We start from the raw sequence: 26,977 nt of genomic DNA, 5'->3' as shown, positions 1-26,977 counted from the left end.
TTACAACTGGCCTTCGATCGGCAGCCAGCCAAGGAACCAGGCGGCGGAACGGCGCAGCCGGGTGGCATGAGGTTCACTTGACCAGTCCTCCTCGCCGGCTCGCCAGCGCAGACGGTCCTGCTCGTCCAGCGTCAGCTCGTAGGCAAAGTCGGCCGAGGTCCAGTGCTCGAACAGCTGCACCAGAGATTCGGCCATGGCCGGCTGGTGCACCAGCACCCCCGCCTCGGTATTGAGCACTATGGAGCGGGGATCGAGGTTGACGGAACCGACGAAGAGCTTCTGGCGATCGAACACGAAGGCCTTGGCGTGCAGACTGGCAAGGGACTCGCCGGCAAAGGCACTGGCCCGCTCCTGTTCACCGGCCTGCCGGCGCAGTTCCCAGAGGCGTACCCCGCCCTCCAGCAAGGGACGGCGATAGCTCGCGTAGGCACTGTGCACCGCCAGCACGTCGGTGGTGGCCAGGGAGTTGGTCAGCACACGCACGTCCACCCCGTGTTCCGCCATGTCGATCAGAAACACCTCGCCCCGGGAGCCGGGAATGAAATACGCCGACATCAGCAGCAGCTCCTGCTCGGCGGAGCGGACGTGGCGCATCAGATGTCGGGCCAGTATCGGCTCCTGGTTGGTGGCATGCCCGGGGTCGGCCTTGGTGGGTGGGTCGGAGATCCACTCGGCCTCGCCCCAGTGCCAGTCTATCCGGTCGTCGCGCAGGGCCCGGTTGAAGGGCGACTCCTCGACCGCCTGCAGATAGGCGCTGCCCTGATGCCGCAGGCGATGCGCCCTGAGCTGGCCCCTGAGCCGCTGCTCGGCCCGCGGGCCGGGGCGGCGGACCATGTGGCTGACGGGCACCGCCTCGTTGGCATTCCAGTAGTCGTCGAAACTGCGGGTCACCTCGCGGGTGATGTGCCCCATGCCGATGATGTCGATGTCCTGGAAGTCCATGGTGCTGAGCGAGAAGTACTCGTCACCGATATTGCGTCCGCCGGTGATGAACAGCTGACCATCGACGATCATCAGCTTGTTGTGCATCCGGTAGTTGATTCGGCCGAACTCGCCCAGCTTGCTGAAATAGCGGGATATGCGCCCGCGCAGGGTCAGCGGGTTGAACAGTTTTACGTGGATATTGGGATGGTGATCCAGGGTGGCCACGTCGAAGTCGCGCAGGGCACTGCCGATATCATCCAGCAGCAGGCGGACCCGCACCCCGCGATCAGCGGCGCTGAGCAGGCGCTCGGCGATCAGCCCGCCGGTCACATCGCCGCGGTAGATGTAGTACTGCAGATCCAGACTGGCCTCGGCCCGGTCGATCATCGCCAGCCGGGCAGCCAACGCATCGGTGCCGGTATGGACCAGCGTAAAGCCCGACAGTTCATCACTGTAGGGCGGCTGGTGAGCCCGCACGTAACGGCTGATCTCGGTTTCCTGCACGGGCTGCAGCACAAAGCTGGGTGGGATGTTCTTGGCAGGTAATGAGCTGGCACAACCGGCCAGCAGCATCATCCAGCAGAACCAGCAGAATATCTTTACCTGATCCGATTTCACCCAGCCATTTCCTCCAGAGTTGCCAGCGGCCCAGTGTAGCAGCCGGCAAGCTCGCCAGCGCGCAGATTATCGCTGCCGGCCCGTCACTCCGGGTTCACTCACCACCAGCTGGTACTCCGCGACACGCTGCCCCCGGGTATGCATCATCACGCAGGCTTGGTCCCGGGGTTGCAGCCCCTGTTCCAGTGCTGCCTGGTACAGCGCCCGCCAAGTGGCCGCCGGCTCATGCAGATTGCTGTCGAAGGTGATGCTCAGCACCGTGGCCGCCGGATGCTCATCCAGGCTGTAACCGCCCGGACAGGAGCCGGCCGCACGATGGCTGATCAGGTGCCCCTGAGTGCCCGGGCGGCCTCTTCGGCGGTGGGTAACATGGGGGTGAATCCCTTTCTTATTATCAATCGCAAAGAACTCTATTACGCAGAGACGACGATCGCAACATCTGTATCAGGGAAAGTCACAACACCCGAGCGTCCCACCGCTGCGGACATCAGTCGCGGGCCGCTACCAGACCCTTTTCTGTCCTGTGCGGACAGTTGATCAGGGTGGAACTGCTCAGCCAGTGATCGTCCGGATACCAGGAAAACATGAACTGGCCGCCTTTGAGGCTGTCAACCACCATACTGGCGACTTCCGGACGTACCGCCGGACAGCCGTGGCTGCGCCCTATGCGCCCATGACGGCTGATCCAGCTGGGATCCACATAGTCAGCCGGATGGATGACGATGGCGCGCTGACGCGCAAGATCATTGAAACCGGGCTCGAGCCCATCCATGCGCAGGGAGTATCCGTGCTGACCGATATAGCTTTCCTGGGTGCGGAACAGTCCGATACTGGACTGATGACTGCCCTCGACATTGGAAAACTGGCGGGCATAGTTGTCACCCGACCCCTGGCCGTGGGCAACCAGATCCTGCAGCAGCAGCCTGTGATGTTTCAGATCGAAGATCCACAGGCGCTGTTCGGTGGATGGCAGGGAGAAATCGATCACGGCAAGGCGCTCGGCCGGCTTCGCGCCTCCGGCCACCGCGCACTGCATGGCATCGATGGCGGTGCCCAGTACCCGCCGATCCAGATCCGGGGCAGCTGCCGCCAGACGCTCGTGCAATACAGAGGATGATTCGGATTGCTGATAGGGATGAATGACAGCGACTTCCTTCGCCAGTGCCTCGCCGCCGAACAGCGTCAGGCAACAGGCGGACAAAACGCCAAGTCGGCGCAGAGCATGCAACATCAAGTAGCCCCCTCGGCCGCAGTAACCCGGGCCGTAGAAACAGAAATATAATCAAACAAGCCCCCGCCCCGGCTCAGTCGATGCTGGCCTGCATGGATACGTCTCGATGGCGGGGGCCCCCAAGAGCCTGAAGGGAGAGTACCGGTTGCTTAAAAAATGTACAGTGCTATTCGTCAGTTGTCTGGGCAGTCTGGTTCTCAACGCCCATGCAGAATACACCGTCAATGTACCGCTGACACCCGTCCAGGACTGGCTGCAGAGCGATTCGCCGTCCGACTGCGGCCTCCCCGAGCTGCGCACGCAGAAGTTGCATGAGGCCCTTGCGGAGCTGTATCAGGCGCAGGGATATATTTTCATCTGGAAGAACCAGGGGCTGCTGCAGGACCTGCTGGAACAACTGGCCGAACTGCAATCCGATGGACTCAACCCCGCGCAGTACATGCCTGATATCCGCGAAGCCGAAGCGCTCTGCGCGGAGTTGCAGATCAGCGCCCATTACCTGCTGGCCCTGGAGCACCTGAGCCGGGGCCGGCTCAACCAGCAGGAGCACGAACCGGTATGGGAGTCGTCAGCCATGATGACACCGATACGCGAAAGCGTGGCACAGCTGGGCATACTCGGCCTGGAATCCATGCGCAATGCCTTCGAGCACGCGCGCCCTGACCTGCCACTGTACCTGCAACTGCGGGACGCGTTCATCGCCATGCCTGAGGCCGGGCCGGAGCTGCCTCCCTTCCCTGACGGCCCCCTGCTCAAGCCCGGCAATGATCGGGATCCGCGGCTGCGGGTTCTGATGCAGCACATGCAGCTACGCGGGCTGCTCGACCCCGAGGCCACGGCCGGCCCACTGGACCGACCGCTGCTGGCTGATGACCCGGTTCAGGCGCAGCCACTGAGCTACGATCAGGTACTGCAGGAGGCAGTCCGGCAGTTCCAGCGCCAGCAGGGCCTGCAACCCGATGCGGTGGTCGGTCCGCAGACGCTCGCCGCCCTCAACATGACTCATGCCCAGCGTCGGCAGCAGGTAAGGATCAATCTGGAGCGCATGCGCTGGATGGAGGCCCGTCGCCAATATCACTCGCTGCTGGTCAACGCCGCCGGCAGCCGTGCGCTGCTGCTGGAGGGCAATGAGGTGCGCTGGCAATCCCGCGTCCAGTCCGGCAGCCCGGACCGGGCCACGCCCATGCTCGACTCACGGATCAACCGGGTGACACTCAACCCGAGCTGGACCATTCCACCCACCATTCTGAAGGAAGACAAGCTGCCTCAGATCCGCAGCAATCCGGCCTACTTCAGCGAGCGCAACATGCAGGTGCTGGATCACCAGGGCAACCAGCTGGATCCGGCGCAGATCGACTGGCATAACCCCAGAGGCATTCTCCTGCGCCAGCCGCCGGGCCCGGACAACCCCCTGGGACGCATGGTATTCCGTTTCGACAATCCCTTTGCCGTCTACCTGCACGATACGCCCAGCCAGTCGCTGTTTGCCCGGGCCGTGCGCAATGTCAGTTCCGGCTGCGTACGGGTGGAACAGGCCAGCGAGCTGGCCGATTACCTGTTCTACACCCTGGATCAACAGCAGCGGGAACGAATCGAGCAGCGCATGACCAGTGGCAGAACCCATGAAATCGCCGTGCGCAACGGGCCGCAGGTACTGCTGACCTACTGGACCGCTGAAGCCCTGGAGGACGGCAGCCTGCGCTTCAGCCCCGACCCCTATTCCATGGACGAGCCCCTGGCCCAGGCCTACCATCGGGCCATTGCACAGCAGTGAGGGCTACAGCCAGCGCCGGCGGCGGAAGTACACCAGCAGGCTGAGCACGATCACCAGCATCAGCAGCATGACCGCCGGGTAGCCCCAGGGCCAGCGCAGCTCCGGCATGACATCGAAGTTCATGCCGTAGACCCCGGCGATGAAGGTCAGCGGCATGAACAGCGAGGCAAAGATGGTCAGCACCTTCATGATCTCGTTGGTGCGCTTGCTGACATTGGACAGATACAGGTCCAGCAGGCTGACCAGCAGCTCGCGGATGGTATCTATGCTGTCCATGACGTGAATGACGTGATCGTGAACATCCCGCAGGTACAGACGGGTCTCATCGGCGATCAACGGGCTGTCGTCCCGTGTCAGGCGGCTGAGCAGCTCGCGCAACGGCCAGATGGATTTGCGCAGCAGCAGCATCTCGCGCTTGTAGTGGTGGATCTGCGCCAGGGTGTCCGGTCCGGGACTGGCGATGATCTGGTCTTCCAGTTCCTCCACCCGCTCGCCCAGGTATTCGAGCATTTCGAAGTAATGGTCCACCACCGCGTCCAGCAGTGCATAGGCCAGATAGTCGCTGCGCATGAAGCGGATGCGGCGCCCCGTGCGCAGGCGTTCGCGCACACCGTCGAACACATCCCCTGCGCGCTCCTGGAAGGACAGTACGAAATCCCCGCCCAGCACCAGGCTGACCTGCTCGGACTGGATCTGCTGGCGCTCGCGATCGAACTGCAGCATGCGCAGCACTATGTACAGGTAGCCCGGGTACTCCTCGACCTTGGGGCGCTGATCGGTATTGAGCACATCTTCCAGCACCAGCGGATGCAGCTGGAACTGACCGCCGAGCGCCTGGATCACACCGGCATCGGCCACCCCGTCCACATTCAGCCAGCTGACCTGGCCCGGCACCTGCGCCGGCCGGTAGCGGGAGGGGTCGGTGATCACCGACTCCTGCAGATCCTCGGCGTCGTAGCGGATCAGGCGTATGGCCGCATGCTCGGGCTTGTGCCGCCCTATGTGCAGCAGTGTTCCGGGCGGCGCACCCAGCTTGCCACCGCGCTTGACCACCAGCTTGCGTGCCATGCTCCTCTCCTGTCAGTGCTCCGTGTCAAACCACTGCAGCTTGTCCCTGAGGCTGACCACCTCGCCCACGATAAGCAGGGTCGGCGGCTTGATCTCGGTCTGTTGTACCAGCTCCGGCATGCTCGCCAGAGTGCCTGTGATGACCTTCTGATTCGATGTGGTGCCCTGCTGGATCAGCGCCATGGGTGTCCCCGGGTCACGACCGTGGAGGATCAGCTGCCGGCAGATTTCCGGCAGCCCCACCAGCCCCATGTAGAACACCACGGTCTGGCCCGGCGCCACCAGCTCCTGCCAGGGCAGATTGGTGCTTCCGTCCTTGAGATGGCCGGTGACAAAACGCACCGACTGGGCATGGTCGCGGTGGGTAAGCGGAATACCGGCATAGGCCGAGCAGCCATTGGCCGCGGTGATGCCCGGCACCACCTGGAAGGGAATGCCATGGGCGGCCAGCTCCTGGATCTCCTCGCCGCCCCGGCCAAAGATGAAGGGATCGCCGCCCTTCAGCCGCAGCACCCGCTTGCCCTCCTTCGCCAGGCGCACCAGCAACTGGTTGATCTGCTCCTGGGGGACGGCGTGATCGGCGCGGGCCTTGCCCACGTAGATACGGTCGGCGTCGCGCCGGCACAGGTCGATGATGGCATCGGGTACCAGACGATCATGCAGAACCACATCGGCCTGCTGCATCAGTCGCAGTGCACGGAAGGTCAGCAGGTCCGGATCTCCGGGGCCGGCACCGACCAGGTAGACCTCGCCACGGTAGCGCCGGCCCTGTTGCTGTTGCAGCTGCTCGATCAGCAGACGCTCGGCTTCCTGATCCTGGCCGGCGAACACGCGCTCGGCGATATCCCCCTGGAAGACATCTTCCCAGAACACCCGGCGCTGGTTGATCGAAGCAAAGGCTCCCTTGACCTGGGATCGGAAGCGCTGGGCCAGCTCGGCCAGGCGACCCCAGGCATGGGGAAACAGGGTTTCGATACGTGCCCGGGTCAGACGCGCCAACACCGGCGCATGGCCGCCGCTGGATACGGCAATCACCAGCGGTGAGCGATCGACTATGGCCGGAAAGATCACGCTGCACAGCTCCGGCGCATCCACCACATTGACCGGCAGATGGCGGGCCTGGGCATCGGCCGAGATCCGGGCGTTGAGCGTCCTGTCATCGGTTGCGGCAATCGCCAGATCGACGCCCTCCAGCTGCTCCGACCCGTAGCCCTGCACCCGGGTCTCACCGCCCATCCGGCCGACCAGAGCCTGCAGTTGCGGGTCAATCTCGGGTGCCACGATACGCAGGCGCGCACCGGCCTCGCTCAGCAAGCGTGCCTTGCGCAAGGCAATATCCCCACCGCCGACGACCAGCACCCATCGCCCACGCAGGTTATGAAACAGCGGTAGAAATTCCATGCAAACCCCTTTCTGAGGCGTGATTTCAGCGCATCAGGGTTGCGCCCCGATCACCCTGTCGGCAGAAGCGACTGCTCCTGCACCACGGCAAGACCGCTTCGCCGCAAGGGCGCGCCTTCCACAAGCGTAACGGAGGGCACGCCCGCCTCCATGCCTGTGAGAGCCAGCGCCCCGAAAGCAGAGCGGATCAGTCGATCCGCTCCAGGCCACCCATATAGCCGCGCAGCGCCTCAGGTACGATGACGCTGCCATCGGCCTGTTGATAGTTTTCCAGAATGGCCACCAGGGTGCGGCCGACGGCCAGACCGCTGCCGTTGAGGGTGTGCACCAGCTCCGGCTTGCCGGTTTCCGGGTTGCGCCAGCGAGCCTGCATGCGACGCGCCTGGAAATCCCCGCAATTCGAGCACGAGGAGATTTCCCGGTACTTGTTCTGACTCGGGATCCAGACTTCCAGGTCATAGGTCTTGACCGCACCGAAGCCCATGTCGCCGGTGCACAGGGCCATGGTCCGGTAAGGCAGCCCGAGGCGCTGCAGCACATCCTCGGCGTGCCCGGTCAGCTCCTCCAGGGCCCGCATGGAGTCATCCGGACGCACTATCTGCACCATCTCCACCTTGTCGAACTGATGCTGGCGGATCATGCCGCGGGTATCGCGGCCGGCCGAACCTGCCTCGCTGCGGAAGCACGGGGTATGGGCGGTCAGCTTCAACGGCAGGCTGTCGGCATCCAGAATGCTCTGACTGACGATATTGGTCAGGGACACTTCCGCGGTCGGAATCAGGTAGAAGTCCCGCTGCCCCTCCCCCTGGGGAATCTTGAACAGGTCTTCCTCGAACTTGGGCAGCTGCCCGGTGCCCAGCAGTGCCTCGGCCTGAACCAGATAGGGCGTGTAGACCTCCTCGTACCCGTGCTCGTTGATGTGCAGGTCGAGCATGAACTGGGCCAGCGCGCGGTGCAGCCGGGCAATCGGGCCGCGCATCAGTGCGAACCGGGCGCCGGACAGCTTGGCCGCCGTATCGAAGTCCAGATAACCGTGACGCTCACCGATGCTGACGTGATCCTGAACCTCGAAATCCATGCTGCGCGGAGTGCCCCAGCGACGTACTTCGACGTTCTCGTCCTCGCCAGCCCCCACCGGCACGCTTTCGTCCGGCAGGTTGGGAATGGCCATCAGAATGGCGTCCAGCTCGCTCTGGATGGTATCCAGCTCCTGCTTGGCCTGGTTCAGTTCTGCGCCCATGCGATCCACGTCGGCCAGCAGCGGCTGGATATCCTCACCCTTGGCCTTGGCCTGACCGATGGCCTTGGATCGACTGTTGCGCTCGGCCTGCAGGCTCTCGGTGCGGGTCTGGACCGACTTGCGGCGGGATTCGAGCTCTTCTAGCTGGGCGACATCGAGGCTGAAGCCGCGGCTGGCAAGGCGTTCGGCAATCAGTTGGGGTTGGCTACGGACCAGTTTGGGATCAAGCATCGGGTATCACTTTCGTTGGTTGCAGGTGGCAGCCAGGGCGACTAGCGAGTCAGCCACAGGCCGGCCCAGGTGGCGGTCAGACAGAGGCACACGCTGAGCAGGATATATCCGAGGGCAATCAGCCCCTGACCATTTCCCAGCAGGCGCCAGGCATCCAGGGAAAAGGTGGAAAATGTGGTGAAGGCCCCGAGAAAGCCGATCATCAGCCCCTGCTGTATCACGGGCGAGATCTCCGGGCGGTGCAGCCACAGGCCGTATAGTACACCTATCGTGAGGCAGCCGGACACATTGACCAGCAGGGTCGGCAGGGCAAAGCTGCCGGGCCACAGCCTGAGCACCAGCAGCGCAACGGAATAGCGGGCCAGCGCGCCCAATGCACCGCCAAGGGCAACCGCGCCGATAGAGGCAATCACGACTTTCTCCTGCGCTGATTCGGGCTGGCAGCATCGAGGCTGCGCAGATACTCGAGCTTCTGGGCGATCTTCAGCTCCAGCCCGCGACTGACCGGCTGGTAGTATTGTCTGGGCTCGAGCTCCTCCGGGAAGTAGTCCTCCCCCGCGGCATAGGCCTCAGGCTCATCATGGGCATAACGATAGGCCTGGCCGTAGCCCAGCTCCTTCATCAGCCGGGTCGGCGCGTTGCGCAGGTGCAGCGGCGGTTCCAGCGACGGTTGTCCGGCCACATCCTGGCGCGCGGCATTGTAGGCCTTGTACACCGCATTGCTCTTGGGCGCACAGGCCAGATAGACAATGGCCTGGGCAATCGCCAGCTCGCCCTCGGGACTGCCGAGCCGCTCCTGCACATCCCAGGCATTCAGGCACAGGGGCAGGGCCCGGGGATCGGCATTGCCGATGTCCTCGCTGGCCATGCGCACTACCCGCCTTGCGATGTACAGCGGGTCACAGCCCCCATCGAGCATGCGCGCATACCAGTACAGGGCGCCGTCCGGATTGGAGCCGCGTACCGATTTGTGCAGCGCCGATATCTGGTCGTAGAAGGCTTCTCCACCCTTGTCGAAACGCCGCCGATTGTCGTTGAGCAGCTCACCGACCAGCTCGAGGTCGATTGTGCCACCCTCAGGCGTCAGATCAGCGGCGATCTCCAGCAGATTGAGCAGGCGCCGTCCATCGCCATCGGCGGCGCCGAGCAGAACCTGCCTGGCCTCGTTGCTGATGCTCAGCCGCTGCGCACCCAGGCCGCGCTCGCTGTCGGTCAGAGCGCGCATCAACAGCGCCTCCAGCGCCTGCTCATCCAGCGCCTTGAGCACATAGACCCGGGCCCGGGACAGCAGCGCGTTGTTCAGCTCGAAGGAAGGGTTTTCGGTGGTGGCGCCAATGAACAGCAAGGTGCCGTCCTCGACGTAGGGCAGGAAGGCATCCTGCTGCCCCTTGTTGAATCTGTGTACTTCATCGACGAACAGAATGGTCTGGCGCCCGTCCCGGGCGGCGTGCTGGCGGGCCTGATCCACCGCCTGGCGTATCTCCTTGACCCCCGACAGCACCGCGGAAATGGTCACGAAATGCGCGTCGGCCAGGGTAGCCAGCAGGCGGGCCAGGGTGGTCTTGCCGACCCCGGGCGGGCCCCAGAAGATCATCGAGTGCAGCGCGCCCTGCTCCAGCGCCGTACGCAGCGGGCGCCCCGGTCCCAGCAGATGCTGCTGCCCTGCGTACTCGTCCAGCGTGGCCGGCCGCATGCGCGCCGCCAGCGGTTGATTGGGCGGCGTGCGCGGGGCAAACAGATCCATGTCACTCACTGATGACATCAACTCCGTCGGGGACCTCAAAACTGAACTGCGCATCATCCAGCGGCGCGTTCAGCTGCACATTGTGGAACAGGATATTGGTGCGCTGCCCCGCCGGGTCGCTCATCTGCATATCGTTGATCAGGCCATCATTGAAGGACACGCGCAGACTGTCAAACATGGAGTCGGCTTCCCTGGGGGTGAGGGTGAAGTCCACCACGCTGCCGCCGTCGGTGAGTTCGATATCGAAACTCTCCTGCAGCTTGCTGACATCACCCGAGAGCAGCAATGCCGGCGTATGGCTCAGGCGTTGATCCATCTGCTGGATGGTCACCTGCTCCAGATCCGGATCATACAGCCAGATCTTCTCGCCATCGGAAATCAGCAGCTGCTCCAGCGGCGGGTCGGTGTGCCAGCGGAACTTGCCGGGACGCTTGAGGGCCAGGGTACCTGTGGTTTCCTGCAGATTGGCCCCATTGGCACTCAGGGTCATCTGGGAGAAGCCGCCGGTCAGGGTCTGGGCTCGGGACAGCAGCTGATTGAGCCGCTCTGCGGCCTGGCTCTGATCATCTGCGCTGACCGCCAGGGGCAGCATGGCCAGGCACAGGGCGGTAATACTGGAACGCAGCAGGGTCTTCATCAAGGTTATCTAGTCTCGTACGGGTGGGGGCGCGATGACTTCGCGCTGGTTGGTATGGTCTGCCGGGGATACGACACCGGCCATCTCCATCGATTCAATCATGCGCGCCGCCCGATTGTAACCAACCTTGAGCTTGCGCTGCAGGGAGGAAATCGACGCCTTGCGCGACTCGGTGACGAAGCGCACCGCTTCGTCGTACAGCGGATCATCCTCCTCGCCATCACCGCCGCCACCGCCGTCGAACCCGCCGGAGCCGCCCTCGTCGGCGCCATCGAGAATGTCCTGGATGTAATCCGGCTCGCCGCGCTGCTTCCACTCGTCGACCAGCCGGTGCACCTCGTCATCGGAAACGAAGGCGCCATGGACACGCACCGGCAGACTGGTGCCCGGCGGCATGTAGAGCATGTCGCCGTGGCCGAGCAGCTGTTCGGCACCGCCCTGATCGAGGATGGTGCGCGAGTCGATGCGACTGGAAACCTGGAAGGCGATCCGTGTGGGAATGTTGGCCTTGATCAGACCCGTGATCACATCCACCGAGGGGCGCTGGGTGGCGAGGATCAGGTGGATGCCCGCCGCCCTCGCCTTCTGGGCGATGCGCGCGATCAGTTCCTCGACCTTCTTGCCGACGATCATCATCATGTCGGCAAACTCGTCGATCACCACCACGATCACCGGCAGGGTATCGAGCTCCGGCGGAATATCGTCCATGCTCTCGCGACGGAACAGCGGGTCGGTCAGCGGCTCGCCGGCCTTCTGGGCGTCCTTGACCTTGCGGTTGAAGCCCGCCAGGTTGCGCACCCCCATGGCGGCCATCAGCTTGTAGCGGCGCTCCATCTCCGCCACGCACCAGCGAAGCGCATTGGCCGCCTCCTTCATGTCGGTGACCACCGGGCACAGCAGATGGGGAATACCCTCGTAGATCGACAGTTCCAGCATCTTGGGGTCGATCATGATCAGCCGCACATCCTCGGGGTGCGACTTGAACAGGATGCTCAGCAGCATGGCGTTGACACCCACCGATTTACCCGAGCCGGTGGTACCCGCCACCAGCAGGTGCGGCATGCGTGCCAGATCGGCCAACACCGGCTTGCCGCCGATATCGTGCCCCAGCGCCAGGGTGACCGGCGATTGCGCCTCATCGAACTCCCGTGTCTGCAGCACCTCTGACAGCCGCACGATTTCCCGGTCCTCGTTGGGAATCTCGATGCCGATGGTGGTCTTGCCGGGAATGACCTCCACCACCCGCACGCTGATGACCGCCAGGGATCGGGCCAGGTCCTTGGCCAGGTTGGTGATCTTGCTGACCTTGACCCCCGGCGCGGGCTGGATCTCGAAGCGGGTGATGACCGGACCCGGCTGTACTTTCTCGACCTCGGCCTCAACACCGAAATCCTTGAGCTTGAGCTCGAGCAGGCGTGACATGCCCTCCAGCGACTCCGGCGAGAAGCCCTTGTTCACCTTGCTCGGCGGATCCAGCAGGGAAATGGGGGGCAGCGAGCCGGGCACCACCGGCTCGAACTTCAGCGGCGCCTGACGTTCCTTCTGGGTCCGCACACTGGCTTCCGCCGGACGGGTTTCCAGGGGCTCTATCTTCGGCGGCGTGCGCTTCTCCTGGGCCGCAATGTGCTTCTCCAGCGCCTGCTGGCGCTGGGCACGGGCCTGTTCGGCCTGGCGCTTTTCCTCCAGACTGACCACAGGTTCGCGGCGACCCGGTGCTTCCGCCCGTGGGGCCGGCTGCGGACGGGCAGCGCGCTTCTCCCGCCAGCTGATCCAGGCGCGACGGAACAGATCCAGCAGATCCAGGGTGATACGCCCGATCAGGTCCATGACCTTGAACCAGGACAGATTGGTGAAGACGGTCAGCCCGAACAGGAACAGGGTGAGAAACAGCAGGGTGCTGCCCTGCATGTTGAGTACCGGATAACTCATCTCGCTTAACAACTGACCCAGTACGCCGCCGGCCCCGCCCCCTTCGGGAAAGCTGGCCGGCGCCCTGCCATGCAGCGCGGCCAGCGCGGTACCGGCCAGCAGCGTCAGTACGAAACCGATCAGACGCCAGGAGAACAGCCAGCCGTTCCAGATGAATGGCAGATGGCGGCGGCGGAACATCTGCCACACCTTGATCGCCACTATCAGGGGGAACAGATAGGCCAGATAGCCCAGCACCAACAGCAGCACATCGGCGATCCAGGCGCCCATGCGTCCACCTGCATTCTGCACCGCCAGTTCGCCGCTGCTGCGGGTCCAGCCCGGGTCGGCGGCGTTATAGCTGAACAGCGACATGCACAGATACAGGCACAGGGCGATCATGCCCAGCAATGCGCCCTCGCGCAGACGCAGACTGAGTTGCTCTCGCCAGGCGAAATGCTGGCCTTTCTGAGGTCGGGTATCCTTCAACGCTCTGACTTCCAAATTTGCTTAGCCGTGTATTGTACAGGTTCTGCACCTAACCATGTGTGGACCGGTACTCAGGGTTTCCGTTCCCGCCTGGCAGGAACTATAGTGATTACCGACAATAGCTTAACGTCGCTTCTTGATAAACCATTTGAATCAGCCGCAGGTCCGCGATGACTGAACTGAGGTGGCTTGAGCCTCACAATCTGGAATTCCCACCCGCCGAACAGGCGCTGCCCAACCCCAACGGCCTGCTTGCCGTCGGTGGTGATCTGAGCGTCGAGCGTCTGCTCATCGCCTATCGGCAGGGTATCTTCCCCTGGTACGAGGAAGGCCAGCCCTTGCTGTGGTGGTCACCTGATCCGCGGACGGTACTGGCGCCGGGAAACATCCATGCGTCACGCAGCATGCGCCGATTTCTGCGCCGAAGCGAGCTGCGTGTCAGCTTCGACCAGGCTTTCGCCGAGGTCATTGCCGCCTGCGCCGCGCCCCGGGAATATACGGACGCGACCTGGATCACCCCGGACATGCAGCGGGCCTATATCACCCTGCACCAGCTCGGCCACGCCCATTCGGTCGAGGTCTGGGAGGGCGATCAACTGGTCGGCGGACTCTATGGCGTCGCGCTGGGCAGAATGTTCTTCGGAGAATCCATGTTCAGCCGGCGCAGCAACGCCTCCAAAACCGCCCTGCTGGCGCTGGGCGCCGTGCTGCAGCACCTGGGCTGCGAGTTGATAGATTGCCAGATGCCCACCGAGCACCTGAGCAGCATGGGCGCCCGGGAAGTGCCCAGGGTCGAGTTCATCCGTTGCGCCAGGCGCCTGACCAGCCAGCCGGATATCTGGCCGGCTGGCGGTATTGAACCCCGGATGGCCGCTTCTATACTGGAGGCATTCGCTCCCGGGGATGTGACATGACCGACCTGGCCCACCTGAAGTTCTACGCCACCCAGCCCCATGCCTGCAGCTATCTGGAGGAGGAGCAGGCGGTGACGCTGTTCCTCGCCCCCCATGAGCCCATCGAGGAACCGACCTACAGCCGTCTCTCCGAGCTGGGCTTCCGCCGTAGTGGCGATCACCTGTACCGGCCCCACTGCCCCCAGTGCAAGGCATGCATTCCGGCGCGGATCCCGGTTGATTCATTCCAGCCCAACCGCCAGCAGAGCCGTATTCTCAAGCGCAACCGAGACCTGGAACTCAGGCGCACCCGACCGCGGCTCACCGATGAGATCTACGAGCTCTACTCGCGCTATATCAACGCCCGGCACGCCGACGGGGACATGTATCCGCCCAGTCGCCAGCAGTTCCAGTCCTTTCTGGTCAGCAGCAGCCCCTTCTGCGAATTCATCGAGTTCCGCGAGCAGGACCGGTTGCTGGCGGTGGCGGTGACCGACCGGCTTTCCAATGGCCTTTCTGCGGTCTATACCTTCTTCGACCCCGAGCAGACCCGCCGCAGCCTCGGCCGTTTCGCCATCCTGTGCCAGATAGAGGAGGCCCGACGCGATGGACTGCCTGCGGTGTACCTCGGGTACTGGATCCGCAACTGCCGGAAGATGAACTACAAGACGGAATACCGTCCCCTGGAAATGCTGATCAGCCAGCGCTGGGTGCGTATCAATTAGCCCAACTTTCCCTGTGGTCTTGGCTGTTGCCCGCTTTTCAGGCACAATTGCTCACCTTTTTTGCGAGACTCATCCTGATGTCCCGCACGGCAACAGATTGAGAGGCCTTTGCTTAATGGCGAAAGAAGACAGTATTGAAATGGAAGGCACTATCATTGATACGCTGCCCAACACCATGTTCCGCGTTGAACTGGAGAACGGCCACGTGGTAACTGCCCACATTTCAGGCAAGATGCGCAAGAACTACATCCGCATCCTGACCGGCGACAAGGTACGTGTTGAGCTGACCCCCTACGACCTGACCAAGGGTCGTATCACCTACCGCGCCCGCTGATTCGCAGCGTCCCCGACCAGCCCCGCCACGGTCCTCCCGTGGGGGCATTGCTGGCCATCAGGTCACCCCACCCGTACCAGCGAAAATGAAAAAGACCGGACCAGGCATGGCTGCCTGACCCGGTCCTTGTCATGCCCGCCGATCAGCGGGACATGTACTTGCCCAGCTCCAGCTTGCCGATCGATGCACGATGCACTTCGTCCGGACCGTCGGCCAGGCGCAGGGTGCGCTGCATGGCGTACATGTGCGCCAGCGGGGTGTCATCCGACACGCCGGCGCCGCCGTGCATCTGGATGGCCCGGTCGATCACGCGCAGGGCCACGTTGGGCGCCACCACCTTGATCTGCGCAATCTCGCTCTTGGCCACCTTGTTACCCACGGTATCCATCATGTAGGCGGCGTTCAGGGTCAGCAGACGCGCCTGGTTGATCTCGATGCGGGACTGGGCGATCAGGTCGATGTTGCCACCCAGATGCGCCAGCTTGCGACCGAAGGCCTCGCGCTCCAGCGAGCGCTTGCACATCAACTCCAAGGCGCGTTCAGCAGCGCCGATCGAACGCATGCAGTGGTGGATACGACCCGGCCCGAGGCGTCCCTGGGCAATCTCGAACCCCCTGCCCTCACCCAGCAGCACGTTGCTGTAGGGCACCCGCACGTTCTCCAGCACCACCTCGGCATGCCCATGGGGCGCATCGTCGTAACCGAACACCGGCAGCGGGCGGATCACCTTGACGCCGGGGGTATCCATGGGCACCAGGATCATGGAATGCTGCTGATGGCGCGGCGCATCCGGGTTGGTCAGCCCCATGAAGATCATGATCTTGCAACGGGGATCACAGGCGCCGGAGGTCCACCACTTGCGACCGTTGATGACCCACTCGTCGCCCTCGCGGCGGGCGTTGGCCTGCATGTTGGTGGCGTCAGACGAGGCCACTCCCGGCTCGGTCATGCCGAAGCAGGAGCGAATCTCACCCTCCAGCAGCGGCTTGAGCCATTGATCCTTCTGCTCCTGCGTACCGTAGCGCACCAGCACTTCCATGTTGCCGGTATCCGGCGCGCTGCAGTTGAAGGCTTCCGAGGCCAGGCCGGAGCGGCCCATGAGTTCGGCCAGCGGAGCGTATTCGAGGTTGGTGAGACCGGCGCCCAGCTCGGACTCCGGCAGGAACAGGTTCCACAGCCCGGCGGCCCGCGCCTTGACCTTGAGCTCCTCGACAATGGCTGTCGGCTGCCAGCGATCACCCTCGCTTACCTGCTTGTGAAAAATCGCCTCCGCGGGAAAGACGTGTTCCTGCATGAAGGCATCCACGCGCTCGCGTAACTCTTTGACCTTGGGGGAATAACCGAAATCCATGCTAGCCACCTTGCTGATTTGTTGTTCATGTGTAACTGGTGTGGAAAAAAGGTAGATGAGGCTGGCGAATTTATCTAACCTATTTTCAGCGTGTATAAACATTCATAAGCAATATATGCAGCGCCGCACTTATAAGAGCCTATAAACAAGCCATACGAAGGATACTGCGATGAACCTCAGTAAAGTGGATCTGAACCTGTTCATTGTATTTGACGCCATCTATACCGAGGCGAATCTCACCCGTGCCGGACAGATCGTCGGCATTACCCAGCCGGCGGTGAGCAATGCCCTGGCACGCCTGCGGGACACCTTCAATGACCCGCTGTTCGTACGTACTGCCCAGGGCATGGTGCCCACGCCCATGGCCCAGAACATCATCACGCCTGTCCGTCAGGCCCTGCAGCTGCTGCGGGTCTCGGTGCAGGAAAGCCGCAGCTTCAACCCCAGCGAAGCGAACAAGACCTACCGCATCAGCATGACCGACCTCACCGAGGCGGTGATACTGCCGCATCTGGCCGCCCGCATCCGGCGCCTGGCACCCAATATCAATGTGGACAGTTTCCTCACCCGCCGCCGCGAAACCACCAAGGAACTGGCAGCCGGCCGCCTGGACTTCGCCATCGATGCCCCGCTGAACACCGACCCGCAGGTACGCCATGTACGCCTGTTCGAGGATCGCTACGTGTGCATCATGCGCAAGGGCCATCCGCTGGCCAGCAAGGAGCGCATCACCCTGGATGACTATCTGGCGCAGTCGCACATCCATATCTCCAGCCGCCGCAACGGTCTCGGCCATGTGGATCTGGCCCTGGGCAAGATGGGCATACAGCGCCGGGTGATGCTGCGCTCACAGCACTACCAGATGGCGCCCCTGGTGCTGGAGTCCACCGACATGGTGATGACGGTCAACGAGCGCTTTGCCCGCCGACACAATCTGCACTGGGTGGAGCTGCCGATCGATGACATTCCGCCGATCCAGACCCACCTGTTCTGGCATGAGAGCACGGACCAGGACCCGGCCAACCGCTGGATGCGCGAGCAGATCATAGAGTTGTCCCAGCAGCTGGAACGCAAGATGGCCAAGGAGCGCGAGACCGAAGCCGAAGCCTGAGCAGGCGCCCTCCCGACAAACCGCCCCTATTCCAGGGGCGGTTCCGCTTCCGGCACCGGGGCGAACTGCCCGGCCCAGAGATCCCGATATCGCTCGAGCAAGCGACGCGGCTCACCCTGGCGGACCAGATCGTAGAGTCCCCGGGCAAGGGCCGCGCGCAGGGTTGGCGAGTTGCACGCCGAGTGGTGGGAAATACCGTAGTGAAGCTGCTCGTTGATCAGCGAGCCCTCCAGGATATCCAGCTGATCCAGCACATTGCGCTGAGCCGCCAGCGCCAGCCCCTGATGGCGCTCATGGATCAGGTAATCCACCTGACCATCGAGCAGCAGGGAAAAGGCCTGCTCGATGCCGGGCACCGAGCGCAACTCCAGATGATCCGCCGCGTAGGTATCGAAGGCGGCTCCGAAGCTGCTTCCGGACAGGGACACACCCCGACGACTGCGCAGGTCATCCCAGCCACTGTAGGGAAAGGCCTCGCCCCGGCGCACGAAGACCACACTGGGAATCTCCATGAACGGCGGGTAGACGTAGTCCATCTCCCCCAGCCGTTCCGGTGTCAGAAAGGCACCGGCCAGCACATCCACCCGGCCACTGCGCACCTCCTGCTGGGCCTGGCTCCAACCCCCCACGTTCAGCGCATCGACATGGATGCCAGCGGGTTCCAGCGCCTTTTCCAGCAGCTCCACGGCCGCCCCGACCAACCGCCCCGGGTCATCCGGATTCACCCACAGCAGCGGCGGGTAGTCGGGATTGCCAGTAATCACGATGCGCTCGCAGACACCGCCCGCGCCGTGAGCAACGCCGCTTGCCAGCACTACTGCCAGTGCGGCGGTGCGCGGCCAGATACGCAGTCCTGCCATCCCCTTGCTCCCTGATCTCATGAACCGCTGGCCAGTATCGCCGGCGCTGCTACGGGTGCCCCACTGTGGAAGCGGAACTCCCGGTCATCCTCCACCACCGCGGCGGCCTCGACCTCGGCAAAAAAAGCAACCCGCTCATCTATGGGGCCATCGGCGTAGGCCCGGGCCAGTTTCAGGTAGTCCTGATAGTGCCGGGCTTCGGACTTGAGCAGGGAGCGGTAGAAATCCCCCAGTTCCGGATCAAGATGCGGAGCCAGTCTGGCAAAGCGCTCGCAGGACCGCGCCTCGATGAAGGCACCGACGATCAGGGTATCCACCAGGCGGCCGGGCTCCACGGTGCGTACATGCTGGCGCAGCCGTTGCGCGTAATGACTGGCGGACAGGCCCCGATAGGCCACACCGCGCTTGTGCATCAGTGCCGTCACCTGCTCGAAGTGACGCAACTCCTCCCGGGCCAGCCGGGACATCTTCTGCAGCAGCTCAGGTTTATCTATGTAGCGGAACATGAGATTGAGGGCGGTCGACGCAGCCTTCTTCTCACAGTTGGCATGGTCGATCAGCAACTCCTCGGGGTGCTGCAATGCCTGTTCAACCCAGGCATCCGGGGTGGGGCAGGCAAGAAAGGCAAGCAGGTCAGCGGGCAGTGTCATGGTCTTCGCATAGGGTGGCAAACAGAGTGTGGGGATTATACGTATTCCCGGGCCGGTCTGCAGAAACGCGCAAGCATTGCCCGGCGTCAACATCGGAAACGTAAAAAGCAGCTACATTGTTAGAAGATGCAGTCAGGTCCAAGAGGGAGATGTCATGCAATCGATCAAGCGTATTCTGGTGGTACTCGACCCGAGCAGGGAGGACAACGTAGCACTGGTCAGGTCACGCCTGCTGGCCGGCTATCTCGGCGCGGAGCTGCACCTGCTGGTCTGCGAGAACCGGCGCGACTACTCGGACATGCTCGATGAACTCTGCGAGAGTCTGGACACCGCCGGCATCAAGGCGAGGTACACCCAGACCTGGCAATCGAACCTGACCGACACCATCATCCGCACCCTGCTGGCCGAGGGCTGCGGCCTGGTGATCAAGCAGCACACCCCGGACAACCCGCTGAAGAAGGCTCTGCTCACGCCTGAGGACTGGAAGCTGCTGCGCTACTGCCCTGCCCCGGTACTGCTGGCCAAGGGCAGCGCTCTGTGGATGCACGGCAAGGTACTGGCGGCAGTTGATCTGGGCGGCCACGATGATCAGCATCAGGGACTGCGCGATGCCATCGTCCGTCATGCGGCGGATATCGCCCGCATGACCAGCGGCGAACTGCACCTGCTCAGCGCCCATCCGGCCCCCATGCTCTCGGCGGCCAACCCGATCTACCAGCTGCGCGAGACCATACTGGAAATCTACATGGAGAAGGCCCGGCGCTACGTCACCGAGTATGATATTCCGGAGAGCCGCACCCATATCGACGAAGGGCCGGCGGATGTACTGATCCCCCGGGTAGCTGCACAGATTGGTGCCTGCGTCACAGTGATCGGCACCGTTGCGCGGACCGGCATCTCCGGCGCCCTGATCGGCAACACCGCCGAAGTCGTTCTGGACCAGCTCAGCGGGGACGTGCTGGTTCTCAAGCCCGACGACATGATCGACCACCTGCAGGACCTGGTGGAAAAATAACCTGTCACCCCGCCGGAGACGGCGGGGTTGCTGCTTAACTTTAGCTTCCCGTTCCTGTAGAATCCGGGGCCGCCGTGAGTGCTGTGTACAGGCGTTTGCCCGCGACCCACTTTCTGTTACCCCAGTTATCGGGTTGCCCCTCACCAGATCGGGCCTGCGCTTGCACCCATCCCTATTTCCGGCATCCTGGGTCCGTGAGGATGACCGTTCCGTTACCAACGGGACAGACTGATGAGGGTAATTATTGTGCTTGAAGCCTATCGCAAACACGTTGAAGAACGCGCCGCCCAAGGCGTCGTGCCTCAGCCGCTTAATGCCGAACAAACCGCTGGTCTGGTAGAGCTCCTGAAAAACCCGCCTGCCGGTGAAGAAGAATTCCTGCTTGATCTGCTTACCAACCGCGTACCCCCGGGAGTGGATGAAGCTGCCTACGTCAAAGCCGCCTTCCTGTCCGCAGTAGCCAAGGGTGAAGCCACCTCCCCGCTGCTGGACAAAGTCCGCGCCGTGGAACTGCTGGGCACCATGCAGGGTGGCTATAACATCGCCACTCTGGTCGAACTGCTGGATAACGAAGAGCTGGCAGCCACTGCCGCCGAGCAGCTCAAGCACACCCTGCTGATGTTTGACGCCTTCCACGACGTTGCCGAGCGCGCCAAGAAAGGCAACCCGCACGCCAAGGCCGTTCTGGAGTCCTGGGCCGCTGGCGAGTGGTTCACTGCCAAGCCCGCCGTTCCGGAAAAAATCAGCCTGACCGTGTTCAAGGTGCCCGGTGAAACCAACACCGACGACCTGTCCCCGGCCCCCGACGCCTGGTCGCGTCCGGACATCCCGCTGCACGCTCTGGCCATGCTGAAGATGCCCCGTGACGGCATCGAGCCGGTCGAGCCCGGCGTTATCGGTCCGCTCAAGCAGATCGAGGAAATGAAGGCCAAGGGCCTGCCGGTTGCCTACGTCGGTGACGTTGTCGGTACCGGTTCTTCCCGTAAGTCCGCCACCAACTCGGTACTGTGGTTCTTCGGTGACGACATCCCCTACGTGCCGAACAAGCGCGCCGGTGGTTTCTGCTTCGGCACCAAGATCGCGCCGATCTTCTACAACACCATGGAAGACGCGGGCGCCCTGCCGATCGAGTTCGACTGCACCAACCTGAACATGGGCGACGCCATCGACGTCTACCCCTACGAAGGCAAGGTCTGCAAGCACGGCACTGACGAAGTCATCACCACCTTCGAACTGAAGACCCAGGTGCTGCTTGACGAAGTACGCGCTGGCGGCCGTATCCCGCTGATCATTGGTCGCGGTCTGACCGAGAAGGCCCGCACCGAACTGGGTCTGGGCTCCTCCGACCTGTTCCGCAAGCCCGAAGCCCCCGCTGACAGCAACAAGGGCTTCACCCTGGCCCAGAAGATGGTCGGTCGCGCCTGTGGCGTCGAAGGCATCCGCCCCGGCACCTACTGCGAACCCAAGATGACCACCGTCGGCTCCCAGGACACCACTGGCCCGATGACCCGTGACGAGCTGAAGGACCTGGCCTGCCTGGGCTTCTCCGCCGATCTGGTGATGCAGTCGTTCTGTCACACTGCCGCCTATCCCAAGCCGATCGACGTCAACACCCACCACACCCTGCCCGACTTCATCCACAACCGTGGTGGTGTCGCGCTGCGTCCGGGTGACGGCATCATCCACAGCTGGCTGAACCGCATGCTGCTGCCCGACACCGTCGGTACCGGTGGTGACTCCCACACCCGTTTCCCGATGGGCATTTCCTTCCCGGCCGGCTCCGGCCTGGTTGCCTTCGCCGCGGCCACCGGCGTCATGCCGCTGGACATGCCGGAGTCGGTACTGGTGCGCTTCAAGGGCGAAATGCGCCCGGGCATCACCCTGCGCGACCTGGTCCATGCCATCCCCTACTACGCCATCCAGCAGGGTCTGCTGACTGTCGAGAAGAAGGGCAAGAAGAACATCTTCTCCGGCCGCATCCTTGAAATCGAAGGTCTGACCGGTCTGACCGTCGAGCAGGCATTCGAGCTGTCCGACGCCTCGGCCGAGCGTTCCGCTGCCGGTTGCACCATCAAGCTGCCGGAAGACGCCATCGCCGAGTACCTGAAGTCCAACATCACCCTGCTGCGCTGGATGATCGCCAACGGCTATCAGGACGCCCGTACCCTGGAGCGCCGCGCCCGTGCCATGGAAGCCTGGCTGGAGAAGCCGGAGCTGCTGGAAGCCGACGCCGACGCCGAGTACGCAGCGGTTATCGAGATCGACCTGGCCGACATCAAGGAGCCCATCCTGTGCGCGCCGAACGATCCCGACGATGCCCGTCTGCTGTCCGAGGTTCAGGGTCGCCAGATCGATGAAGTCTTCATCGGTTCCTGCATGACCAACATCGGCCACTTCCGTGCTGCCGGCAAGCTGCTGGAGAAGAGCAAGGCTTCCCTGCCGACTCGTCTGTGGCTGGCTCCGCCGACCCGCATGGATCAGTACCAGCTGACCGAAGAAGGCTACTACGGCATCTACGGCCGCGCCGGCGCCCGCATGGAAATGCCCGGCTGCTCGCTGTGCATGGGTAACCAGGCTCGCATCAAGGCCAACTCCACTGCGGTCTCCACCTCCACGCGGAACTTCCCGAACCGCCTGGGCGATGGTGCCGACGTGTTCCTGGCCTCCGCCGAACTGGCCGCTGTTGCTTCGATCCTCGGCCGCCTGCCGAGCGTTGAGGAATACATGAGCTATGCCGCCGACCTGGACAGCATGTCCGGCGAGGTGTATCGCTACATGAACTTCAACGAGATCGAGTCCTACCAGAAAGCTGCTGCCAGCATTCCGGTAATCGAAGTCTGATTACTCGGTAATCGGTAAAAAGCCCCGCCTGGGTAACCAGTGCGGGGCTTTTTTATTGATCGGCTTTAACCGGGCACGGCGGCTTTCGGACCATCACTGATTCCGAGCGGTTGCTTTCAGAGACAGATATCGGCCATAGCGCGCCGAATCGACTCAGCGTCCGTCGGCCTCACCAGCCGCGCCACTTCCTGGCCGTCGCGCAGGAAAATCAGCGTCGGCCACAACTTGACCCGGAACGACCGCCCGAGGCGCCGGCCGGGACCATCCTCCACCTTCAGGTGGTGCAGATCCGGGTAATCATCGAAGGCCTTCTGCAGATGGCGCTGGGCGGCCTGGCAATGGCCGCACCAATCGGTACCGAACTCCAGCAACGTCGGGCCCTTGAGGGCGTCCACTTCCTCGCGCGAGGGCGGGCTGTCCGAATAATGGGTGAGCATGGGCATGTGAACTCCTGGGTAACGGGGTCAGGGGGTATTATGCCTTTGGACTGCACCCGCTCAAGTTGGTGTCATGCGCGGGTGGTATCAGGAATAGCTGAACGGCGGGCCGGCGATCAGGCCCGCGCAATCTGTCTCAGACCAGCTCTGCCCACAGGTCGTACTCATCAGCGGCGGTTACCCGCACACTGACGATATCACCGGGGTTGAGCGGCTCGTCGGTATCGATATAGACATTGCCATCGATTTCCGGCGCATCAGCCATGGAACGGGCGATCGGACCGTCCTCGTCGACCTCGTCGATCAGTACCTGGATGGTTCTGCCGATCTTCTGCTGCAGGCGCGCAGCGGAGATCGCCTGCTGGTGCGCCATGAAACGCTCCCAGCGCTCCTGCTTGATCTCGTCCGGCACCGCCTCCAGTCCCAGCTGCTCCGCCGGAGCACCCTCCACCGGGGAATACTGGAAACAGCCGACACGGTCCAGCTGCGCTTCGGTCAGCCAGTCGAGCAGGTACTGGAAGTCCTCTTCGGTCTCGCCCGGGAAGCCGACGATGAAGGTCGAGCGGATGGTCAGATCCGGGCAGATATCCCGCCATTTGCGGATCCGCTCCAGGGTTCTGTCTTCGAAGGCCGGCCGCTTCATCGCTTTCAGCACCTTCGGACTGGCATGCTGGAAGGGAATATCCAGGTACGGCAGGATCTTGCCCTCGGCCATCAGCGGGATCAGCTCGTCCACATGGGGATAGGGATAGACATAGTGCAGACGCACCCAGACGCCGAGTTCGCTCAGTGCCTCGCACATCTCGGTCATGCGGGACTTGACCGGTCGACCGTTCCAGAAACCGGTGCGGTACTTGATATCCACGCCATAGGCGCTGGTGTCCTGGGAAATGACCAGCACTTCCTTAACTCCGGCCTTGACCAGCCGCTCCGCCTCGCTCAGTACCTCGCCCACCGGCCGGCTGACCAGCTTGCCGCGCATCGAGGGAATGATGCAGAAACTGCAGCTGTGGTTGCAGCCTTCGGAAATCTTCAGGTAGGCGTAGTGGCGCGGGGTCAGCTTGATACCCTGCGGCGGCACCAGGTCGATCAACGGATTGTGCTCGGTGCTAGGCGGCACCACCTCGTGCACAGCGCTGACCACCTGCTCGTACTGCTGGGGACCGGTTACCGCCAGTACGCTGGGGTGCACATCACGGATGGCGCCCTCCTCCACCCCCATGCAACCGGTGACTATCACCCGGCCGTTCTCGGCGATGGCCTCGCCGATGGCATCCAGTGACTCGGCCTTGGCCGAATCGATGAAACCGCAGGTATTGACCACCACCACATCGGCGCCTTCATAGGTGGGCACGATATCGTAGCCTTCGGTGCGCAGCTGGGTGAGGATTCGTTCGGAGTCAACGAGTGCCTTGGGGCAGCCAAGGGAGATGAACCCGACGCTGGGGTTCTTCCGGGAGGGGATTGCGGTTTCGGTCATCAGTCAGCCACGGCGTGTCGGGAAAAAAACGTGGCGTATTCTATCCGGCGGTCTGGAACAGCGCCATAGCGGAGACAGACCGCCGGTCACCGAATGCCGGCAGAGAACCGGATTACTTTCTCTTGCGTCGCAAACGCTCCATGAGAACCCCGCGGGCTCGCCATGAGGCAATCTGTCGTTCGAGGAAAAGCAGATAAGTGCGCCGTCTGGCGCGACGTCTCCGGGTCTTGCGGCGTAATCGGACGCGCCGTCGTCTATCCATTTTCGCTGTTGCCTTGATTACCGATTGATGTCTGCCAGCCTGCCCTCCTGGCGGCTACGGGTCATCGAGTCCCGCTGACACCGCCAGTTATATCAGATGGCGGGAAAGCTGACATGGACTTCCCTGCACCAGGGCCGGGATGCCGATGGACGGAAGGCCCTGCGGCTGCCCGCAGGGATCTCCGAGGCAGCGCCGACCCTCAGCGCTCCTTGATCTCGCGGACGTCACTCTGCGGGATCTGATTCATGCGACCACTGTGATCCTCGTATTCGATCATGCCGGTGTCATCATCGATTTCCGGCTTGTTGTCCGACTCGATCAACTGACCATCGCTGGTCCGGATCAGGTGATCGTTGGAGCAGCCGACCAGGGTCAGCATACCGGTGACACAGAACATCGCCAGCAACCAGTTCTTCATGGTAATTCCCTCGTGTTTGCGACAACTTGTCTGAAAGTACGCAACTTGTGACAAGGCGTTCACCGAGACGGTTCCACTGGCAATGCGTGAACCCTGCCCGCTCCCGGTCCGTCAGCAGTTCCATGAATGACCCGCAATCAATCCCGACGAGCGCTCTGGAATAAGCCTTCAGGCGGGGGCAAACTAGCAACCGGATACGAATTCAGAGGGATGCAACCATGACAGCCATTGCTCTTCAGGACCTGATGTCGCCCCACGGCGTGTGTTTCGGCTGCGGCGGCGCCAACCCCAATGGGCTGCACATCAAGAGCTACTGGGACCAGGACCAGGTCCATGTGATCACCCGACATCTTCCGGAGGATAAGTACTGCGGCTGGCCTGATCTGGTGTACGGCGGCCTGCTGGCCATGCTGGTGGACTGCCATTCCAACTGGACGGCGATGGCTTATCACATGCGCGAAGCGCAGGCCCGGGGTGAGGAGCCGCGCAAGGTCAACTGCGTGACCGGCAGTCTGGGAATCAAGTACATCAAGCCGACCCCCATGGGGGTGGAGCTGACCCTGCGCGCCCGGGTCGACGGCCCGCTGGGGCGCAAGAGCCGGGTAATCTGCGAGATCTACGCGGGAGACACTTTGACCGCCATCGGCGACTCGGTGTTCGTTCGGGTCGACGCGAGCCAGCTGGCGGAGCAGGCCCACGGCCGGGCCTGATCATCCCGCTGCAGGGGCTGTCAGCGCCCCTGCAGATAGGCGGCAACCGCCGCGATATCCTGGTCCTTGAGCCCTCTGGCCACTCCCACCATCGGAGAGGTACTGGCCGCCGGATCCATCTGCCGGAAGCGCTTGAGCGCGGTCTCGACGTATTGCGCCGGCTGACCGGCCAGCCGTGGCATGTTGCTCACCCCCTGGGCATCGGCGCCATGGCAGGAAAAGCAGTAGCTCTGGAAGATTCGCTGGCCGGCCGCCGCCTTCACCGGGTCCGCCCCTTCCCGCGGCCGGGCGGTCTGCTGGCTGTAGTACACGGCAATGTCGATCCGCTCCTGCAGGGACAGGGCACGGGCCAGGGTCGACATCACATGGTCTTCGCGCCGACCATCACCGAATTTCTCGAACTGCTCAAACAGATACTGCGGGTGCTGGGCCGCCAGGTTGGGGATGAAATCGCGCTTGCTGTTGCCATCCTCCCCATGACAATAGCCGCAGAAGCGGATACGCTCATGGCCAGCGTCATAACTCGCCTGACGCCGCTGATCATCAGCCATGATGGCCTCGAGCTGACGCATCGCCTCGTCCGTGGTCGCTGCGTGGAGCTGCGTGGCTGCTGCCATTCCCATAG

At 63.0% G+C, this 26,977-nt stretch carries 25 protein-coding genes; 8 read left to right on the top strand and 17 right to left on the bottom strand.

Annotated features, from left to right (window positions below):
- The 3 genes from VF673_RS02680 to VF673_RS02670 form a co-directional block, all read right to left on the bottom strand.
- Positions 1-1,542 (bottom strand): phospholipase D-like domain-containing protein, encoded by a 1,542-nt coding sequence (locus VF673_RS02680; protein ID WP_440290768.1) that lies wholly within the window; start codon positions 1,540-1,542, stop codon positions 1-3.
- A gap of 66 nt (positions 1,543-1,608) precedes the next feature.
- Entirely contained in the window at positions 1,609-1,800 is a 192-nt protein-coding gene (locus VF673_RS02675) for a hypothetical protein (protein WP_440290767.1), read from the bottom strand.
- A gap of 229 nt (positions 1,801-2,029) precedes the next feature.
- Positions 2,030-2,773 (bottom strand): murein L,D-transpeptidase catalytic domain family protein, encoded by a 744-nt coding sequence (locus tag VF673_RS02670; protein WP_440290766.1) that lies wholly within the window; start codon positions 2,771-2,773, stop codon positions 2,030-2,032.
- Positions 2,774-2,936: 163 nt separating this feature from the next.
- On the opposite strand from VF673_RS02670, the gene VF673_RS02665 reads away from it, so the two are divergent.
- Complete coding sequence (locus VF673_RS02665) at positions 2,937-4,547, top strand: L,D-transpeptidase family protein (RefSeq protein ID WP_440290765.1); 1,611 nt, start codon at positions 2,937-2,939, stop codon at positions 4,545-4,547.
- Positions 4,548-4,550: 3 nt separating this feature from the next.
- Here VF673_RS02665 and corA read toward each other — a convergent pair whose 3' ends face one another.
- The 7 genes from corA to VF673_RS02630 all read right to left on the bottom strand — a co-directional run bounded on the left by corA (position 4,551) and on the right by VF673_RS02630 (position 13,265).
- Positions 4,551-5,615: a magnesium/cobalt transporter CorA gene (corA, locus tag VF673_RS02660; RefSeq protein WP_090538662.1), complete on the bottom strand. Its 1,065-nt coding sequence runs from the start codon at positions 5,613-5,615 to the stop codon at positions 4,551-4,553.
- Positions 5,616-5,627: 12 nt separating this feature from the next.
- Positions 5,628-7,016, bottom strand: a complete 1,389-nt coding sequence (cysG, locus tag VF673_RS02655; protein ID WP_440290764.1) for a siroheme synthase CysG — start codon at positions 7,014-7,016, stop codon at positions 5,628-5,630.
- A 187-nt stretch (positions 7,017-7,203) separates the two neighbouring features.
- Entirely contained in the window at positions 7,204-8,487 is a 1,284-nt protein-coding gene (serS, locus tag VF673_RS02650) for a serine--tRNA ligase (protein ID WP_090538660.1), read from the bottom strand.
- Positions 8,488-8,528: 41 nt separating this feature from the next.
- Positions 8,529-8,900 carry a fluoride efflux transporter CrcB gene (gene crcB, locus VF673_RS02645; RefSeq protein ID WP_090538659.1) on the bottom strand — a complete coding sequence of 124 codons (372 nt, stop codon included), beginning with the start codon at positions 8,898-8,900 and terminating at the stop codon, positions 8,529-8,531.
- Positions 8,897-10,231, bottom strand: a complete 1,335-nt coding sequence (locus VF673_RS02640) for a replication-associated recombination protein A (protein ID WP_440290893.1) — start codon at positions 10,229-10,231, stop codon at positions 8,897-8,899. The genes crcB and VF673_RS02640 overlap by 4 nt, the downstream gene beginning before the upstream one ends.
- Before the next feature lies 1 nt (position 10,232).
- Positions 10,233-10,868 (bottom strand): outer membrane lipoprotein chaperone LolA, encoded by a 636-nt coding sequence (gene lolA / locus VF673_RS02635; RefSeq protein WP_440290763.1) that lies wholly within the window; start codon positions 10,866-10,868, stop codon positions 10,233-10,235.
- 9 nt (positions 10,869-10,877) lie between these two features.
- A complete protein-coding gene (locus VF673_RS02630; protein ID WP_440290762.1) occupies positions 10,878-13,265 on the bottom strand; it encodes a DNA translocase FtsK in 2,388 nt (795 codons plus the stop codon).
- A 170-nt stretch (positions 13,266-13,435) separates the two neighbouring features.
- Here VF673_RS02630 and aat point away from each other — a divergent pair, with 170 nt between their 5' ends.
- The 3 genes from aat (at position 13,436) to infA (ending at position 15,217) form a co-directional block, all read left to right on the top strand.
- Positions 13,436-14,179 (top strand): leucyl/phenylalanyl-tRNA--protein transferase, encoded by a 744-nt coding sequence (gene aat / locus VF673_RS02625; RefSeq protein WP_440290761.1) that lies wholly within the window; start codon positions 13,436-13,438, stop codon positions 14,177-14,179.
- On the top strand, positions 14,176-14,883 hold the full coding sequence (locus VF673_RS02620) for an arginyltransferase (protein WP_440290760.1): 708 nt from the start codon (positions 14,176-14,178) through the stop codon (positions 14,881-14,883). The genes aat and VF673_RS02620 overlap by 4 nt, the downstream gene beginning before the upstream one ends.
- A 115-nt stretch (positions 14,884-14,998) precedes the next feature.
- Positions 14,999-15,217, top strand: a complete 219-nt coding sequence (infA, locus tag VF673_RS02615; RefSeq protein ID WP_080050557.1) for a translation initiation factor IF-1 — start codon at positions 14,999-15,001, stop codon at positions 15,215-15,217.
- Between the two features lie 142 nt (positions 15,218-15,359).
- Here infA and VF673_RS02610 read toward each other — a convergent pair whose 3' ends face one another.
- Entirely contained in the window at positions 15,360-16,568 is a 1,209-nt protein-coding gene (locus VF673_RS02610; RefSeq protein WP_090538655.1) for an acyl-CoA dehydrogenase, read from the bottom strand.
- A gap of 169 nt (positions 16,569-16,737) precedes the next feature.
- On the opposite strand from VF673_RS02610, the gene VF673_RS02605 reads away from it, so the two are divergent.
- Positions 16,738-17,679, top strand: a complete 942-nt coding sequence (locus tag VF673_RS02605; protein WP_440290759.1) for a LysR family transcriptional regulator — start codon at positions 16,738-16,740, stop codon at positions 17,677-17,679.
- A 26-nt stretch (positions 17,680-17,705) separates the two neighbouring features.
- On the opposite strand, the gene VF673_RS02600 is transcribed toward VF673_RS02605, so the two are convergent.
- The gene (locus VF673_RS02600) at positions 17,706-18,539 is read right to left on the bottom strand and encodes a transporter substrate-binding domain-containing protein (RefSeq protein WP_273124192.1); all 834 of its coding nucleotides are present in this window, start codon (positions 18,537-18,539) and stop codon (positions 17,706-17,708) included.
- Between the two features lie 17 nt (positions 18,540-18,556).
- A complete protein-coding gene (locus tag VF673_RS02595; protein WP_440290758.1) occupies positions 18,557-19,189 on the bottom strand; it encodes a tRNA-(ms[2]io[6]A)-hydroxylase in 633 nt (210 codons plus the stop codon).
- 154 nt (positions 19,190-19,343) lie between these two features.
- On the opposite strand from VF673_RS02595, the gene VF673_RS02590 reads away from it, so the two are divergent.
- Both VF673_RS02590 and acnB read left to right on the top strand, forming a co-directional pair.
- Positions 19,344-20,204, top strand: coding sequence for a universal stress protein (locus tag VF673_RS02590; RefSeq protein ID WP_440290757.1), 861 nt, complete (start codon positions 19,344-19,346; stop codon positions 20,202-20,204).
- 246 nt (positions 20,205-20,450) lie between these two features.
- On the top strand, positions 20,451-23,045 hold the full coding sequence (acnB, locus tag VF673_RS02585; protein ID WP_440290892.1) for a bifunctional aconitate hydratase 2/2-methylisocitrate dehydratase: 2,595 nt from the start codon (positions 20,451-20,453) through the stop codon (positions 23,043-23,045).
- 116 nt (positions 23,046-23,161) lie between these two features.
- Here acnB and VF673_RS02580 read toward each other — a convergent pair whose 3' ends face one another.
- The 3 genes from VF673_RS02580 to VF673_RS02570 form a co-directional block, all read right to left on the bottom strand.
- Positions 23,162-23,482, bottom strand: a complete 321-nt coding sequence (locus tag VF673_RS02580) for a thioredoxin family protein (protein ID WP_440290891.1) — start codon at positions 23,480-23,482, stop codon at positions 23,162-23,164.
- Positions 23,483-23,618: 136 nt separating this feature from the next.
- On the bottom strand, positions 23,619-24,962 hold the full coding sequence (gene rimO / locus VF673_RS02575) for a 30S ribosomal protein S12 methylthiotransferase RimO (RefSeq protein ID WP_440290756.1): 1,344 nt from the start codon (positions 24,960-24,962) through the stop codon (positions 23,619-23,621).
- A 461-nt stretch (positions 24,963-25,423) separates the two neighbouring features.
- Positions 25,424-25,642: a YgdI/YgdR family lipoprotein gene (locus VF673_RS02570; RefSeq protein ID WP_090538648.1), complete on the bottom strand. Its 219-nt coding sequence runs from the start codon at positions 25,640-25,642 to the stop codon at positions 25,424-25,426.
- 218 nt (positions 25,643-25,860) lie between these two features.
- Here VF673_RS02570 and VF673_RS02565 point away from each other — a divergent pair, with 218 nt between their 5' ends.
- Positions 25,861-26,352 (top strand): PaaI family thioesterase, encoded by a 492-nt coding sequence (locus VF673_RS02565; RefSeq protein WP_440290755.1) that lies wholly within the window; start codon positions 25,861-25,863, stop codon positions 26,350-26,352.
- Positions 26,353-26,372: 20 nt separating this feature from the next.
- Here the strand turns inward: VF673_RS02565 and VF673_RS02560 are convergent, their stop codons facing one another.
- Positions 26,373-26,969: a c-type cytochrome gene (locus VF673_RS02560; RefSeq protein ID WP_440290754.1), complete on the bottom strand. Its 597-nt coding sequence runs from the start codon at positions 26,967-26,969 to the stop codon at positions 26,373-26,375.
- Positions 26,970-26,977 lie beyond the last annotated feature (8 nt).

Origin of the sequence: Halopseudomonas sp. Lyrl_26 (assembly GCF_051948695.1) — a bacterium.
Lineage (GTDB): Bacteria > Pseudomonadota > Gammaproteobacteria > Pseudomonadales > Pseudomonadaceae > Halopseudomonas > Halopseudomonas formosensis.
Note: the sequence above shows the minus strand (reverse complement) of the source record. Positions and strands in the feature narration are given on the sequence as shown.